The organism is Cohnella nanjingensis (assembly GCF_014212125.1).
Lineage (GTDB): Bacteria > Bacillota > Bacilli > Paenibacillales > Paenibacillaceae > Cohnella > Cohnella nanjingensis.
The window spans coordinates 218,802-235,506 of the sequence record NZ_JACJVP010000041.1 but is presented as its reverse complement, the minus strand read 5'-3'; the positions used below and the strand labels follow the sequence as shown (position 1 = coordinate 235,506).

The window sequence follows — 16,705 nt, the reverse complement described above, 5'->3', positions numbered from 1 at the left end:
AAAAACCGATCCGCTCTCCCGTCGGCGTTGTTTGCGGACGGGAGACGGATTCGCCACGGAGCGGAAGCGGAGCTATACGGTTATACGATAACCAATAGACCGGAGGAGTTTTATGAAACCGTTCGTGAAGTCGCTATCGGCAAGAATCCTTGTGGTTGCCCTCGTGCTTGCGCTTCTGCCGCCGGGATTCCTCAAGACGCCTCAGGCTCATGCGGAGCCGTACATCGTTCCGATTATCAACGATTCGTTCGATAGCGGGACGCAGCCGCAAGGATGGGCCGTCAAAAATGCCAACGATGCCGGGAACACGGCCGTACTGGAAAACGGGAAGCTGAAGCTGATGAAAAGCACGGCCAATACGAACTATTTGTCGCTGGATAAAAGCTTGGGAACCCCGTTTACGCCCGGCGTCAACCATGACAGGCTGGGAATCGAATACAAGGTACAGGTCGTCAGGAGCGACGGAGCGGCTATCGGATTTCCGCTCCTTACGGACGCCGCCAACGGCAATAAGCAGCCGTTCAACGGCCAGATCGTTCCGGGGAGCACCGGACTCGCATACAAGATACACAACGGATCCGTTATGCAGAATGTGTATGACCCAACGGATCCTAAGCGGGCGTTCGTCTTCGATCCCGGACAGGAGTATACGTTCAAGCATGTCCTGAACTACGAGTCCGGGAAGCACGATCTTTATATCAACGGCAATCTGGTTGCCTCTCAATTTCAGTTTCTGAACCCCGTAACCGCGTCCGACAAAATCTCGCTTATCCTCGGAGGCAAGGACGTCGAAATCCTGCTGGATGATTTCAAGGTATACCGGATCACCGACGTGCCGCCGACAACCGATCCCTTGCCGCAATATCCGGGCTTCCCGGTATATCAGGCCTCGAAGAACAAACTTCTGACAGGCGGCGTAGGCGGGTTTGGAATGCTTGCCGCTTATGCGGCGCCGGGTCCCGGGCAGGTGCTGGTGCGGCGGACGACGCAGGTTCCGGCGAAGGAGCCGTTCAAGCCGATCGCGCTCGCCCGCGTGTTCGATCCGGAAGGCCGACTGGTCGCCTGGCATGAATTCACCGACCAGAGTACGGGCACGGCCGAGCAGACGCTCGACATTCCCGACGGACCGGCGGGGATTTACCGGGTCTCCTTCTCGGGAGGCCGAGACGGCGATCTGCTGGAGATCGCGCTTCCGGAAACGGAGGTTTGGGGCGTGCGAGGAGAGATGGCGCTCGGCGTCACGGCAACGACCCCCAGAACCTCTTACCTCTATTTGCCGCGAACGGTAAATACGTTTTTTATGGAATCGATGGGCATTCCGACGGCCCGCGTGTATGACGATCAAGGCGCATGGCTCGGTACGCCGGCCAACCATAACGGCCGATTTACGTTCTCCGTCAACCATGCGCCCGCGGATACCGTATGGCAATTGCAAATCGATGCAGCTTCCGGCGAAGCGCTTGTGTTCGACGGCGTCCCCGCCTTGCTGACCCCGACGAAGGAAGCGGCGCTTGCGCTCAAGGGAGGCACCGTGGAAGCGGACGGCCTGCTGGTTGCCGGGCCGGTTCAAGCGAAGGTGCGAAACGCGATGAAGGCGCTGCAGCAGGAGGATTTGACCGTCAACCTGACGTTTCCGACCGAGGTGCCGGCCGACCTGGAGAACCCGATCGTGGAGGCGCTCAACTACGGCAAGTACGGCTTCCTCATGGGGATGAAGCCGGCGCTTGACCGACAGACGATGAACGCGGACAGTCCGTATTACGGCGCGATTCTGGATGTCGATCCCAATAACAAACCGAATCCCATTCCGGAGCCGCTCTCCTGGGAGACCTTCCTGCATCCGGCCATCTTGTCGCCATGGGATGCGGAGAACCTCGCGACGGCCGTTGCGACGCCGGGAACGCTCAACCCCGCCTACGGCAATCGGGCGTTGGCCAATCGCGCCGCCCTTGCGGCCATGTACCATCTCGTATCGACCCAGGGAGACGACTATATCCGGGAAAATAATTTGCAGAACGGCACGGCTCCGCTGACGCATGCTTTTTTCGTCTACCGCAATGTGGCTAAGACATTCGCATTGATTAAGGATGATCTGTCTCCGGCGGTAAGGGACGCTTACCGGGATGCGCTCATCAGCACCGGCGACCGGATGGGCGATTACAAGGGCTATCAGAGCAATCAGTGGCTCCATACGATCGATGGGCATTTGTACACGTACCTGGCTACCGGCGAAGCCCGCTTCCTGGGTTATTTCGAACGAATGATGACTTCCTACGTGGAGGGTACGCATGGAGCGAACTCCAAGTTCGGCCAGCATCCGGCGGGCTATTTCCTGGAGGAATACGGCCCGGACGGCAATTACGGCTCCATGAACGAGTACGAGCTGACGAGTCTGTATTACGAATACCGGGAGCTTCCGGAAGCGAAGCCGGCGCTTGCGGAGAAGATGAGGAACGCGATCCAGAAGGACCTGGAGTTCCAAAGCTATTATTGGCTTCCGCAGCCAAGCGGCGTCGCCAACGGAACCTTTCTCTCGCCTTCGGCCATGAATGCGAGAACCCTGTCCTATTTAAGCGTACCGTCTTATCCGGGACTCTTTCTGGCGCACCCCGATTTTCCTTTGGCGCTTGCCCGCTATAACAAGATCAAGGAGCCGGCGGCCGGGGCCGGGGATGCGCAGATCTTCCCCCATCTGATCAATAATGAAGACTGGGCCAAACGGCTGCTGGAATGGGCCATTCCGAAGAAAGATACCTTCTACGACAACACGAACGGCACATGGGCAAGCGATCTGCATAAAGCTTACGAGAGACCCGATACGGTGGAGCCGGCTGTTCTTCCTGTCGATCAACAGCGGGGAACATGGACCTTGCCTGGCAATGTGGCCTGGAAGCGGGGCAATCTGTACGGAGCGGTGTTCTACGATATAACGGGAGCCGATGCGATACCCGCGCAATCCCGCGTCGGCGGAGGGCCGACCGTCTTCTGGTCCGAAGGAACGGGAACCGTCGTCAACTCGACCAAGAACAGTCGGTCCGGCGCCGTCAACACGGTTGACGATCTGTCGTTCACGGGCATTTACGGGTACGACAATAACGGCAACTTGTTCAGCTCCGGGAAAGAACGCTCCTCCTTCAACTGGATCGAGGAAGGGGAAAGCTTCGAAATCAAGTCGGCATTGGCAAGTCCCGGCGGCGATCTGACGTGGAAATACGAGCTTGGCGACGATGCGACGACGATTACGGTCACCTTGAACGCAATCGGCAAGCTGCACGATACGTACCTCAATCTGCCGATTGCCATGAAGGAGCCGGGGGCCGTCGTAGAGGGACCTTCGGGCGGAACGACGGTATTCAGGCTTGGGGATTCCTCGATGACCATTGCTCTCCCCGAAGGGACGGCTGCCGGCTTCGGAGCCGATATCTCGACATTCGCCGGAACGGTGAAGCCGCTGCGGATCGCGCTTCCAGCCGACGGAACGCCGCTGACCTTCCGTCTCTATGCGGACGACGGCAGCGACGTTCCGGACGACGGCGCGAGTACGGCGGCGCCGGGCAAACCCGTTCTGTCGAATGACAACGGCTACGATACCGGCCTGATGGACGGAAATTACAAGGTAACGATGAATATGTGGCATGGAGACAACGGCAGCCTGTATAAGCTTTACGAGAACGACGTCTTAATCGATAAGAAAAAACTGGCCGACCTCTCGCCAAGCGCGCAAACGGCGGAAACGGCAATCGGCGGCAGGAAAAACGGCGTCTACCGTTATGTCGCGGAGCTTGCCAACCGTTTCGGGACCGCGCGAAGCGATACGATGACGGTTGAAGTAACGGATGCGGCGCCGGGCAAGCCCGTCCTATCCAACGACAACTGGGATCATGACGGCAACTTTAAAGTCGTTGCGAATTTGTGGTGGGGAACGAACGGCACCACGTACAAACTGTACGAGAACGGCATTCTCATCGATACGCAAACGTTGGCGGATCATACGCCTTCCGCCCAAACGGCAGCGACAACCGTAACGGGCAGACCGCCGGGCGTCTATGAATATCGCGCCGAGCTGGTCAACGATGCGGGAACCGTATCCAGCGACAAGATGATTGTGCAAGTAAACGGATAATGTCATCCCGGCGGGCTTCTAAACTTCATGAAGCCCGCCGGTTACCGGAAGGAGTCCTACCATTGGTAAATCGACAAAGCGGCATCGCGCAACAGCTGGAGAGCATCATCGGGAAGATCGACCGGAATATGGAACTTCTTGGCGTGGAGAACGCACCGTGTTATACGGTGGATGGCCAATATTCGAAGCTGCGGGAGCGTTTCGATCATCGGTTTCAATGGACGCTTTCGTTCTTTACCGGCATGATCGTACACGCATTCCGCTATACCGGAGACCCGAAATATTTGCGGTATATGAATCGGCTGCAGAACGATTACCGGAAAAAAGTAACCGTCGATGCCCTAGAAACGATGCACGATCTCGGATTCCTGTATTCGCTCAGCGAGGTTGCGCTGTACAAAACGACGGGCGACCGGAATGCGCGCGAGATCGCCCTGCTAGCGGCAACGGAGCTGGCGAAGCGGTTTAACGTGAACGGCCGGTTTATCGACGCCTGGAGCCGGATGGACGGGACCGGCGAGGACGTCTCGGGTCTGATGATCATCGACAGCATGATGAATTTGCCGCTGCTCTTCTGGGCATGGGAAGAGACCGGCCATCACTTCTATAAGGACGTGGCGGAGGCGCATGCCGATACGACGATCCGCTGCATGATCCGCGACGATCATTCGGTATGCCATGCCTACAAGTTCGACCGGATGAGCGGAGAGTCCGAAGGGGAACGGAATCATTGCGGTTACGGAGTCGGTTCGGCATGGGCGCGCGGGACGGCATGGGCCTTGTACGGATTCGCCGTCGCCTATCGGTATACGGGGAAGGCCGCTTACTTGAAGGAAGCGGAGGGCATCGCCGATTTCTTCATCAGGCAATTGCCGGAGAACGGCGTCCCGATCTGGGATTTCCGCCTGCCGGAGACCGCGCCGAGGTGGATCGATACGTCCGCGTGCGCCATTGCCGCCTGCGGGCTTCTCGAACTGTCCGATACCGAAGCTTGCGGCGACCGGGCCCGGTATGGCGCCCAAGCGGCCAAGATGATCGAGACCTTGTCCTCACCGCCCTATTTCGCGGAGGAGCCGGAGGCGGAGAATATCTTGCATCTGGCGCAGTGCGGGGAGCTTCAAGCGGGCGCGATATGGGGCGATTATTTCTATATGGAGGCTTTATTGAGATTGGAGCGACAAGCGGAGCGGTTCTGGTGACGACTTCCCGGTCCGGCGCTTTCCTATTTGATGAAAGGCGGGTTTGCCGTGATTTTTCAAAATATCGAGTTTTATAACGTGGACGAACTTGCGCCCTTTCTGGGCGGTTGGCAATTGAATCGATATCCGAAGCAAGTAAGACAGCACATGATACCCGGCGCTTACCGGGCGGAGATGGCCGGCGGCTGCGAGATTCGCTTCGTCACGGAAGCGCCCAAAGCGAGCGTCACCCTCTCCGCGAATGAAAGGGAAGGGGAGGTTGTCGTTTATCGGGGGGATTACTTTCATTCCATCCACCGGCTGCAGGCAGGCGCGATCCAAACGATTACGTTGGAGGATAATCCTTATTTCGGAACGGTGCGTTCCGAGGATCGGATCGAAACGCGATATTCCGGCAAGCTGTGGCGGATTTTTTCGTGCGATTTCCGTTTGGCCTTTTATCATCTGGAGAGTTACGGCTTCGGCCATCGGCCGCCCGCGGAAGACGAGGCTCCTCGTTTGCGTTGGTTGGCTTACGGCTCGTCCATCACGACCGGTAGCGGCGCTACGCATACGGCACACGGTTATATCCATCAGGCGGCCCGCCGTCTGCGGGCGGACGTGCTGAACAAAGGCTTGCCCGGCGCTTGCATGTGCGAACCGGAGGTTGCCGATTACTTGGCGGACCGGAACGATTGGGATCTGATTACGCTGGAGATCGGCGTGAATATGCGCGGTTCCGTCTCTTCGGAGGAATTCGAGAGAAGGGCGGACTATTTGATTCGGCGGGTGACCTCCGCTCATCCGTCCAAACCTGTCGTTGTCCTTACGATCTTTCCGAATTTCAGTACGTACGAGAAGAACGAATCGATATCGGGCGTTCGCGAGGCGAAGTATAACGGGATTTTGCGAAGGTTGGTACAGGAGCTCGATCTTCCGAATCTCCGCTTGCTGGAAGGGACGGCTATCTTGACCGACTTTAGCGGTCTGACGGCGGACTTGATTCATCCGTCCGACTTCGGCCATACCCTTATGGGGGAAAATCTGGCCGATGCCTTGTCGGACATCATCGGCGTCGACCTGGTTTAGGCGATGATTGCCCCCGGTCTTTGAACGCACGCAATGGAGGGAAGCTGATGGGTATCATTCATCTATCGGAGCAGTTGCTGCCGGCGCCGCGAACCGGCGGTTTCCGCATGGAAGGATATTGGGTATGGTGCGGCTCTGTGGTGCGGGGAGAAGACGGAAGGTTTCATATGTTCGCTTCGCGTTGGCCCAAATGGATCCCGATGCACCCCGGATGGCTGGTCGCGTCGGAAATCGTGCGTGCCGTGTCGGATACGCCGGAGGGGCCGTACGAATTTCAGGAAGTTGTGCTTCCCGCAAGGGGAGCCGAGTATTGGGACGGCCGTTCCACGCATAACCCGCATATCGTGAGGTGGGGAGACCGTTATTTATTGTATTACATGGGTTCGACGCATCCGTTTCCCGAGCCGCATCCAGAGGAACCCTTTGGACTTGAAGATCCGCGATGCATCGTCGCCCGTTCGAACAAACGGATCGGGCTGGCGGTTTCGCATAGCGTATTCGGGCCATGGGAGCGGAGAGATCAGCCCATCTTGCCTACGCGTCCGGGACACTTCGACAGCTTTCTAACTTCGAATCCGGCTCCGTGCCTGCACGAGGACGGTTCGGTTCTGCTTATTTACAAAGCGCGTCAATACGAAGGAAACACCCACGGACAAATGACGATCGGTATCGCGGCCGCGGAACACTTTCACGGTCCGTACAAGGCCATATCGGATCGGCCTGTTCTCCCGCCTTCGCAATTCCATATCGAAGATCCGTTTATATGGAAATCGGATAACGGGTATGAGCTTATCGCCAAAGATATGGAGGGCACCTTGTGCGGCGAGAAGTATGGCGGTATTCACGCGTTGTCGAAAGACGGGACGGATTGGAAGCTTGCGGATTATCCGCATGCGTATTCGCGGCGAATCGTTTGGGACGACGGAACCGTACAGACGATGGGGAATCTGGAACGGCCGTTTCTATTGTTTCAGGATGGGCGGCCCACGCATTTATTCGCCGCAACCTCTGACGGTTCGGAAGGATTCACGACTGCAAGCCACACGTGGAATATGGTCATCCCGATTCAAGAAGCATGAAGTTGAATGATTTCTACGAAATAATGCCGATTTAGATCGAGTACGGAGCGTGTTGCAATGAGCAAGCCTGAGTTAGCGGTACCGACAAAGCAACAACTTGCATGGCAGGAACTGGAATTAGGGGTATTTTTCCACTTTGGCCTGAATACCTTTACGGATCGGGAGTGGGGAGAGGGGACGGATTCGCCGGAGTCCTTCAATCCATCTTCGTTGGATGCGAAGCAATGGATTCGAACCGCGAAGCGAGCGGGTTTCAAATATGTTATCTTGACGGCCAAACATCATGACGGTTTCTGCCTTTGGCCAACGAAAACGACGGATTATTCCGTCCGATCGAGTCCATGGAAACACGGCCAGGGGGATGTAGTCAGGGAATGCGCGGATGCTTGCAGGGAAGAAGGAATGTTGTTCGGTCTCTATGTATCGCCATGGGATCGGCACGAAGAATGTTATTCCGATAAAGAAGCCTACGATGATTTCTATGCAAGGCAGTTGGAAGAGCTGCTGACCGGATACGGTCCCCTTGTTGAAGTATGGTTTGACGGCGCGGGTTCGGAAGGCCGCGAATATGATTGGATGAGAATTATTGGATTGGTTAGGAAGTACCAGCCGGATGCGATGGTCTTTAACATGGGGGCTCCTACCATACGCTGGGTCGGCAATGAGGATGGCGTCGCCCCGTATCCGTGTTGGAATACGGCTCAAACGGCTAGAGCAAGCATGTTTACGAAGGATATGTTGACTTGGCTGCCGGACACCCCTGACTGGGTTCCCGCGGAATGCGACGTCCCCATCCGGAAGCCTCATTGGTTCTGGCACCCGGATGACGAGCATAGCCTCTTGCCTTTGGAGGAATTGCTGGATATTTATTACCGTTCAGTAGGACATGGCGCAACGCTTCTGCTCAATATTGCACCCGATGATCAAGGTTTGCTGCCAACCAACGATGTAGCGCGCATTATCGAATTCGGAGACGAGATCAAAAGGAGATTTTCAACGCCTCTTGCAGAAGCATCAGGAGACGGAAAGTCGCTTGGCTTCATTCTACCGTTCGTCAGTCGTATAAACCACGTTATCTTAATGGAAGATATCGCTCACGGCGAACGGGTCCGCAACTATGTTCTTGAAGCTCGCCAAGACGGCCAATGGATAGAACTGGCGCGAGGAAGCGCAATTGGACATAAGAAAATCGATCGGTTCGACACCATCGAAACCAATCAGCTTCGGGTTAGGGTGCTTGAAGAGGCGGGACATCCTTTGTTTCGTTCCTTCAGAGCCTATTATGTCGAATAATCATGTTATGCTGAAATGATAATCTTCCTCAGAATGATTTGAGGAGGATTTTTTCATTTCTTTGTTCTCCTCTAAAAAAGGGCAAATTCTGCACGTGAATGGCGGTGAAATTGTGATGTTTATGCTTGATGACCAAATTTCCGTCTATAGTGACTCAGCGTAAGGATGGGCCAGATGTACCGGTAGCTGTGATAATGAACATAGAAATTACCCGGAAGGCCGGCACCTGTCGGATAAGAGGCCGTCCATTTATCTTCTTGCAGGGAAGCGATAAGTCTATAGATTCCTTTATCCATTGCGGCAGTTGATCGTGGATGAACAGCGATGAGCGCGTCTAATGCCCATGCGGTTTGAGAAGGCGTGCTTTCCCCCAAAGGCACATAGTGCTGAAGCCGGTCACTTCTGCAGGATTCTCCCCATCCCCCGTCAGCGTTTTGGATGTTTAAGAGCCATTGGGCTCCCTTTTGTACAGCCTCATGGTTGGTGGGGATGTTCGTAGCCATTAACCCCGTTATTGCAGCCCACGTACCGTAGATGTAACAGATCCCCCATCTTCCATACCACGAGCCGTCGTTCTCCTGATGGTTAATCAGCCAGTTGGTTCCGCGTTTGATGAAGTCGTACCGGGTGTCAAGTCCGGCAAAGTTTCCTAAATACTCTAGGGTGCGACCCGAAAGATCAGCTTCCGAGGGATCAATGGCTGCTGATTTGGCGCCATCTATGGCGAGCCAAGTGAGCATTTCATTGTTTGTGTTTTTTTCGAAGGCTGGCCAGCCTCCGTCATTATTTTGCATAGATAGAACCCAATTGAGTCCGCGATTCCACGATTCCCTGTAGGAAGGATCGGTATGGGATAATCTTCTGATTGCTCGTAAAGCTGCAGTTGTGTCATCCACATCCGGATTCATGGTATTGGTTTCTGAAAAACCCCATCCCCCGGGCAGCGTATTGGGATTATGAATACTCCAATCTCCTGATTGGTGATGCTGTCTGGAAAGCAGATAAGCAGCTGCACTCCGAATCGTCGCATGGTCATCGGCAATTCCGGCTTCCTGCATGGCGTAGGTAATCAAAGCGGAATCCCATAGGGTAGAGGGTGAGTTTTGAATCGTCGTTTTACCGTTAGATCGGCATTGCATAGCTGTTATGCCTTGAACGGCAAGCGTGATGACAGGATGCTGCTGATCATAACCGAGGGCGAGCAAGGCGTAGATCATCAGAATGGTACTGCTGGCATAGCTGTATAAGGTTCCATCCGATTCAATCCGTTGCAGAATGAACTGTTGGGCCTTTGTTGTGGCGGCTTCATGGATAGAACGGGGCGTGCCAATAAGCCTGCTTAGTCCGGCTTGTATGCTGATCTGCATTTCCTGAAACGCACGAGCGGGCTGTTCATCGGTGTTCATAGGATCAACATGAAGATCGGATAGATCGGGAGCATGATCAGTCTTTATAGAATAATGCCGATCGGCCATGATCAGCATGGAAATCAGATGAACTCTTGAATACGCTGAAAACTCAAAAAAGTTGATTGGAAAAGAAGCGGGGAGAAGCAGTATCTCAAGAGGAATGGACGAGATGGATGATGGCCACTTACTTTGTCCGGTAGCAGCGAGGATGGCCTTGGTCAAGATGCTGGTGACTTTTCCTAGACCACCCTTGGATTGAATAAAGCGCTTGGCTCGTCTAATCGGCTCATCCGTTGTTTGGCTATACCCGGAATAGAGCAAGGCATAATAGGCTTCAACAGAAGCCGATAAGTTTCCTTCTTCTTCATCGGGAAATAGTTTCCAACAGCCTTCGTGTTGCTGTTCGTTGAGGATGCGATCATGCAGTTGCCGAATAAGGGCTTCATTCTGAACGTTCAACGTTCGAAAGAGAATGATCGCGTATGCATCTATAGTCGTCCCGTTCTCAAAACAAAAACGCCAAGACCCGTCTTGCTGCTGCAGCTGAAGAAGCGTTTCTGTCAGTCGCTGAATTTCCTCATCTATTTTGATTAAAATAGGGCTCATTTCCCGGGTTACCTCCGTGATCATTTTCAACCATTATATGATTGTCGACAATGGGAAATGAGGAAATGGGAGGAGCCACAAGAACTACCAAGGAAGTATTCTTATGATCCTATACCCACCCATAAAGCACGGAGTGGTATCCCACGATTCAAAGCGTGGGCGTTCAGTTGGCATTTACTGTCATGGATTTGATGGATATAATCTAAGGAAAAGCCGCCAATGAAAGAAGGGATATGCGATGGATTTAGAAATGGTTATGCGTGAGCTTGAAGCTCTCGGCAAGGAACGAACCAAGAAAATATATATATCGAATGGCGCTCACGAACCGCTTTATGGCGTTGCTACAGGCGATATGAAGCCAATGGTGAGAAAAATCAAGATCAATCAACCCCTGGCTGAGCAGCTTTACGCTACCGGGAACTACGACGCTATGTACTTTGCCGGTGCGATTGCAGACCCAAAAGCAATGACCAAGGCGGATTTTGAGCGGTGGATGGATACGGCTTATTTTTACATGCTGTCCGATTATGTGGTTGCGGTAACCTTAGCTGAAGCAGATATTGCCCAAGAAGTTGCCGATCAATGGATCACAAGCGGCGAAGAGCTGAGAATGTCAGCGGGTTGGAGTTGTTACTGCTGGCTTTTGGGTAATCGCCCGGATCGCGAATTTTCCGAAAGCAAAATGGCCAGCATGCTTGAAACTGTGAGAAATACGATTCACGATTCTCCCGAACGAACAAAATACGCGATGAATAATTTTATTTACACCGTGGGGACTTCCTATTTGCCACTCCACGATAAGGCGGTCGAAATCGCGAGGGCAGTAGGTCCGGTCGAAGTCCAAAAAGATAAAGCAAAAAGCAAGTTCCTAAACGCCTCCGACAATATTCAAAAGGCAATAGGTAAAGGGCAGCTTGGCTTCAAACGGAAACATGTAAGGTGTTAGTTAACATACAACGCCCTTCCGACCTCCTACTGGGAGGCGAAAGGGCTGAGAAGTCTGCTTTCTCGTTACCGCATGCCGAAACGATTAAACCGCAATAGTCGCCGCCGCTTGCTGCATAAATTCGGTCAGGGCTTGTTCGTCCAAGGCATGGCCTTTTTTTATTTTCAGCTGTACGCGGTCGGGATAATCCGAAACGTTGTGTAAGCTTTGCGGTATTTCCAGCTCCCCGGTGTTGAATATCGTTAACGTAACCCATGTTTTCGCAGCAAATAACGTACACACCACTTTACCGTTCTTCGTATAATTGGGCGTTGTCATTTTGATCTGCTCGTTAACGTCCGGAATAGCTTTATGGATGGCTTTACGAATCAGTTGTACAATTTCTTTCTGCCATTCCTGTTCAATCTTTTGGATATAGTCAGTGACGCCTTGATTTAAGTTGTTATCAGTCATTCCCGACTCCTCCATTCATCTTTGGGATCGTGATTCAATCCATTTGATCCTCATGCTGCGACTTCTGCTCGTTGCGCTGCAACTCTTTAAGGTATTGGTCAAACCGATTAAGTTTCTCCTCCTTCAGGAGGCGGAAGGAATCTAGCCACGAGCTCAGTTCATCGAACGGCTGGGACCGCAATTTGTAGATTCGACGATTGGCAATCGGAAGTACCTCCGCAATTCCGGCGTCGCTTAGTACGCGAAGATGCTTGGAAGTTTGCGGATTATTAAGCTCAAGACGTTCAGCAATCTCTCCCGCTGCAAGCGGACCTTCGCGTAAAAGTTCTACAATGTTTAACCGATTGGGTTCAGCAAGCGCGTTCAATGTTGCCAGATTCATGATAATAATATTCTCCTCATTCAATCGATTCCGGGAATGGCGCATCAGGGAACTTTCCTTTTGTTGCATCGGTCGCTAAGGATTTCAGATGTTCGGCGAAGCGTTCCATCGAGGCAATCGCTCCAGTCTCCGCCCCGGCTGCAAGCGCGCCTTTCAGTGCCTCCGCCGTCGCGAATTCCGTTCGGCTTGTGAGTTTCGTCATGCCGATCGGGAGTTCAATAAATGTGTCCGAAACGACGGATTCGTGGGTTGAGTACGGCTCGACATCAAAGATCTGCGTGTACACTAGCGACTCGGGCCGTATGACTTCCCGGTATACGCCTTTGAAGGGCATCTCGTTCCCGTCGGCAAAACGTTGAACAAAACGATAGCTGCCTCCTTCCCGAAGATCGATCTCGCAGATCGGCAGTTTCACACCTTGAAACCCCCACCAAAGCGCTACGTGCTCCGGCTCGGTCCACGCCTTCCAAACGAGTTCGCGGGGTGCATCGAAAGTACGCTCGACGGTGAGACTTAAGTCATCCACACGAGTTACGGCTTTACCGTTTGTCTGATTTGTTTTCATCATCAATCACTCCAAGTTTTTATTTGACCTGCGAAATTGTTTCGTCAACATGGTGAATCATGCGTCTTATGCTCCTTGCGATTCTTCTACGGACGCATCAAGAAAAGGAACGATGAGCGAGACGAGAGATTCCGTATGATTCATAATCGAGATGTGTGTCGTACCTGGGATGACTGCCAATTGGGAACGGGGAAGTCCTGCCATATCGCCGACTACACCGCCGCCAAGCAGTCGGAACAATTCTACCGCATGCTCGGGTCGAATGCTATCCGAATCGCCAACCATGACGAGGGAAGGCGCGTTGATAGAGAGAATTTCCGCCGGCTCCCAAGCAAACTTCTCGCTGACGAGCGTCTTAAGCTTATTAACCAGATTAGGAAAATCTTGCGGATTCGGTGCCACCCTTTTGTATTCATCTACAATTGGTGATCCAGCGAAAACTTCGGGTGTGATGTACGGAATCGAGTCCAGAACTTCTTGATAATATCCGTCAGACCGAAAGTAGGTCGAAGCGAGCACGAGCTTGCGAACCAGTTCCGGATGGCGAATTGCTATTTGCAGGGCGGTGGTGCCTCCCATGGAATAGCCGAATATATCGGCATTCGCAATCCCGATCTCTCTCAGCAGCGCAGCTGTGTCGTCCGCCATTTGCACATAACTGAGAGGCCGATCGATATCGGCCGTACGACCGTGCCCTTGCAGGTCCACTGCAATCACTTGCCGGGTCCTCGCCAGAATCGGTATCAGCTTGCCGAATGTCGTATTGATCGAACTATAAGCGCCGTGAAGCAACACCAGCGGTTGTCCAGTACCGTATATCTCATAATACATATTGAGGCCATTGACGGAGACATAGCCGCGCTTCGATGGAACGGATTTCGCCTCGAGGAATTTAATGGTTGAAAGCAGCAATACCGCCGCTTCTCCTCGCGTCATGATTCGTTGATCTTCTTCTTCAAATACAATTGGAGATTCCTGCTCCGGAAACGGACCTTTGTTGTCCAATGCCGTTTGTAGCATCGATTTATACTGTCCCCGGGTCATGAATGCATGGGGATTGACATCCTTCGGGATGTCTAATCCGTTCTTTCTCGCTGCGACGAATGCTTCATAATACCAAGCGTTCATCGAAATAGAAGTAAAGTACGTATTTGCATCCGGCTCCGTTGCATGGGGGGCGATGCTTAGCTTCATTCCTCCGACAATTAAAGTAACGCCCTGAGCAACAGTGATTTTAGCACGCGGGGCACAGTGTTCATTGTCCATACCGGAGACAATGCCCCGATCCTTTAGATCGAGAATGGCTGTTTCTTCGGCCTCGTTCAGGTCGTTAAAGGCAAATGCGGTACCGCTTAACGCTGTAAATAGCAGAATGAGAACAGTCAGGATGATTGCTGCCGATTTTTTCAAATTCGCACCATTCCTTTTTTTTGGGCTTGTAAAATCGTACCGATTCATACGAGCATTTCTTGTATATTCAACTGTTTACACTGGAGAGAATTCAAAAACCCCCTTTCGAATGAATGGCCAAACCATTTGTTCATTACGTAAGTAGATCTTGGAGAACTTGCGAAATGGGTTATTATTTTCCCTAAAAGGAATATACACAATAAGGAATGTTCCTGTCAAGGAAATTTCCTGAATAGGAAATATGGATTAGTATGTTGAATACATTTGTGCAGCGTTCTTAGGTAGCCCTGAATATTTTTTCTCGATACGGCTATAGTGGTCAAGCTGAATACGGAGACGGGAGATGACTGGCTATTTGCAGACGCGGCATCGACGCTGACGGTGAAGGAGATCCCGGACCAAAGGCCAGGCGAACAACACGGCGGAAGTCCGTTAGCCGGCATACGGCGATGTTGTATAATTTTGGTAGGAAATATTTGAGGGAGGCGAATACGTGAAATCCCCCCTATTGTTGTCACTGACATTCATAATTGGTTTATCGGTGTTGACAGGCTGTTCGACCCCTGTGAAATTCGAAGGAAAGAGTGAAAATTGGACCGTCAATTGCACCTATAATTCATCGGCTAAAACCAAATCGTACGATATTCGGTACATCGGCGACGAAGAGACATTCGATGGATCGGTCAGCTACGCGTTCAAGGACAGCAGCAACTTTCAAGAGAGCGGTGAAAGCAAAGTCGTGCTGAAGATTAAGAAAATAGCCGGCAAATCTACCGTTAGCACCCCGGTTGTAGATGAGACGCAATTTTCCCTCGAAATGAAGTGGAATGGCCATCATGAAACGATACCGGTTGAACGGACGAATTGAAAAGCACTACCTTCCAGAGGATATATTCTCACAATAGAGAGAAGGAGGGCGGACCTCTGCTTTTTTACATTCCTCATAGCTCTGCAATGTATACGACATTAGAATGTAGCGTGTGTACTCCGATAGGCTGTTCTCACAGTCATGTTACAGGAAAGACCCCTCGGTAAAGGGGTCTTCGTGCTTGCATGGCATTAGGAGTCGATGCGCAGCAATATTCTTCCGCGACCATGTCTTGCTTCGCTTTTCTCTAGTGCTTTGTTAGTTTGGCTCAACGGGAATATGGAATCGATCTCTGCTCTGATTGTACCGTCGGCAATCAATTGTGCTACTGTCTGCAGATTCGCGTAGGTTGGAAACTTGGTGTTGAATTTAGCTGTAATGCCATGCTTTTGAGCATTCTCTTGGGATGGAGGCTGCGTCAAAGCGACAAGAATTCCGCCCTGCTTCAGAACGGCCCATGATCGATTCTCGATATCTCCCCCAATGGTATCGACGACGAGATCCGCTTCTTTGACAACCTCTTCGAAAGCTGTCGTCGTATAATCGATGACTTGGTCCGCACCCAAAGACTTGACGAAGTCTAGGTTAGGGGTTGAAGCGGTACCGATTACATGGGCTCCCTTCCATTTGGCCAACTGAACGGCGAATTGTCCCACACCGCCGGCAGCGGCATGAATGAGGACAGTTTGACCGGTTTCCAGCTCTCCTTCGGTAAACAAGGCTTTCCATGCCGTATCTGCACCGGCCCTGATCGTTGCTGCATCCTCGAAAGAGAGACCGTCCGGTAACTTCACCAGGTCATCCACCGGAGCAACGGCATACTCCGCGTTCGGCATTTTCGCCAGATTATTCACCTTTGCAATGCCATACTCCGCATAAGCTCCAACAATCATTCCGAAGACGCGATCGCCGACAGTAAATTCAGCCACTCCCGGGCCTGTCGATTCGATCACTCCGGTTGCGTAAAACCCTGGAATGTAGGGAAGCGTCTTGGGAAATACGTTCTGCACCCATCCGTTGCGAATTTTCCAGTCAAGCGGGATGACAGTTGCATAATGAATTTTGACAAGTACTTCTCCTGCCAATGGGTTAGGGCGGTCGACTTCTTCGAATTTCATTACATCCGGACCGCCATACTCATGAACAAGAATCGCTTTCATTTTGGACTTGGACATCGGATTACCCTCCATCACTTTTTGATTTTTAAGCAATAACGTGTGTTGAATGTAGTATACTTACTAAAGTGTCGAGTTTGTAAGTACGCACTTTTTCGTAACGTAGTACCCAATTGGAAACTTGATTCG

Annotated in this window: 13 protein-coding genes; 7 read left to right on the top strand and 6 right to left on the bottom strand. The window is 52.4% G+C overall.

Annotated features, from left to right (window positions below; translation table 11 throughout):
* The first annotated feature begins 112 nt into the window (after positions 1–112).
* The 5 genes from H7C19_RS24335 to H7C19_RS24315 all read left to right on the top strand — a co-directional run bounded on the left by H7C19_RS24335 (position 113) and on the right by H7C19_RS24315 (position 8,762).
* Positions 113–4,123, top strand: a complete 4,011-nt coding sequence (locus H7C19_RS24335; RefSeq protein WP_185671664.1) for an early set domain-containing protein — start codon at positions 113–115, stop codon at positions 4,121–4,123.
* Positions 4,124–4,185: 62 nt separating this feature from the next.
* Entirely contained in the window at positions 4,186–5,322 is a 1,137-nt protein-coding gene (locus tag H7C19_RS24330) for a glycoside hydrolase family 88 protein (protein ID WP_185671663.1), read from the top strand.
* 48 nt (positions 5,323–5,370) lie between these two features.
* Positions 5,371–6,390: an SGNH/GDSL hydrolase family protein gene (locus H7C19_RS24325; protein WP_185671662.1), complete on the top strand. Its 1,020-nt coding sequence runs from the start codon at positions 5,371–5,373 to the stop codon at positions 6,388–6,390.
* 47 nt (positions 6,391–6,437) lie between these two features.
* On the top strand, positions 6,438–7,469 hold the full coding sequence (locus H7C19_RS24320) for a glycoside hydrolase family protein (RefSeq protein ID WP_185671661.1): 1,032 nt from the start codon (positions 6,438–6,440) through the stop codon (positions 7,467–7,469).
* Between the two features lie 57 nt (positions 7,470–7,526).
* On the top strand, positions 7,527–8,762 hold the full coding sequence (locus H7C19_RS24315; RefSeq protein WP_185671660.1) for an alpha-L-fucosidase: 1,236 nt from the start codon (positions 7,527–7,529) through the stop codon (positions 8,760–8,762).
* A 119-nt stretch (positions 8,763–8,881) separates the two neighbouring features.
* Here the strand turns inward: H7C19_RS24315 and shc are convergent, their stop codons facing one another.
* Entirely contained in the window at positions 8,882–10,777 is a 1,896-nt protein-coding gene (gene shc / locus H7C19_RS24310) for a squalene--hopene cyclase (protein ID WP_185671659.1), read from the bottom strand.
* 238 nt (positions 10,778–11,015) lie between these two features.
* On the opposite strand from shc, the gene H7C19_RS24305 reads away from it, so the two are divergent.
* Positions 11,016–11,723, top strand: coding sequence for a DNA alkylation repair protein (locus H7C19_RS24305; protein WP_185671658.1), 708 nt, complete (start codon positions 11,016–11,018; stop codon positions 11,721–11,723).
* 84 nt (positions 11,724–11,807) lie between these two features.
* Here H7C19_RS24305 and H7C19_RS24300 read toward each other — a convergent pair whose 3' ends face one another.
* From H7C19_RS24300 to H7C19_RS34430, 4 genes are all read right to left on the bottom strand, one after another.
* Positions 11,808–12,176 carry a DUF1801 domain-containing protein gene (locus H7C19_RS24300; RefSeq protein ID WP_185671657.1) on the bottom strand — a complete coding sequence of 123 codons (369 nt, stop codon included), beginning with the start codon at positions 12,174–12,176 and terminating at the stop codon, positions 11,808–11,810.
* Positions 12,177–12,210: 34 nt separating this feature from the next.
* A complete protein-coding gene (locus H7C19_RS24295) occupies positions 12,211–12,558 on the bottom strand; it encodes an ArsR/SmtB family transcription factor (protein WP_185671656.1) in 348 nt (115 codons plus the stop codon).
* Between the two features lie 16 nt (positions 12,559–12,574).
* Entirely contained in the window at positions 12,575–13,123 is a 549-nt protein-coding gene (locus H7C19_RS24290) for an SRPBCC domain-containing protein (protein WP_185671655.1), read from the bottom strand.
* 66 nt (positions 13,124–13,189) lie between these two features.
* Positions 13,190–14,581 carry an alpha/beta fold hydrolase gene (locus H7C19_RS34430; RefSeq protein WP_221469452.1) on the bottom strand — a complete coding sequence of 464 codons (1,392 nt, stop codon included), beginning with the start codon at positions 14,579–14,581 and terminating at the stop codon, positions 13,190–13,192.
* A gap of 445 nt (positions 14,582–15,026) precedes the next feature.
* Here H7C19_RS34430 and H7C19_RS24280 point away from each other — a divergent pair, with 445 nt between their 5' ends.
* Entirely contained in the window at positions 15,027–15,401 is a 375-nt protein-coding gene (locus H7C19_RS24280; RefSeq protein WP_185671654.1) for a hypothetical protein, read from the top strand.
* Positions 15,402–15,592: 191 nt separating this feature from the next.
* Here H7C19_RS24280 and H7C19_RS24275 read toward each other — a convergent pair whose 3' ends face one another.
* Positions 15,593–16,576, bottom strand: coding sequence for an NADP-dependent oxidoreductase (locus H7C19_RS24275; RefSeq protein ID WP_185671653.1), 984 nt, complete (start codon positions 16,574–16,576; stop codon positions 15,593–15,595).
* Between the last annotated feature and the right edge of the window lie 129 nt (positions 16,577–16,705).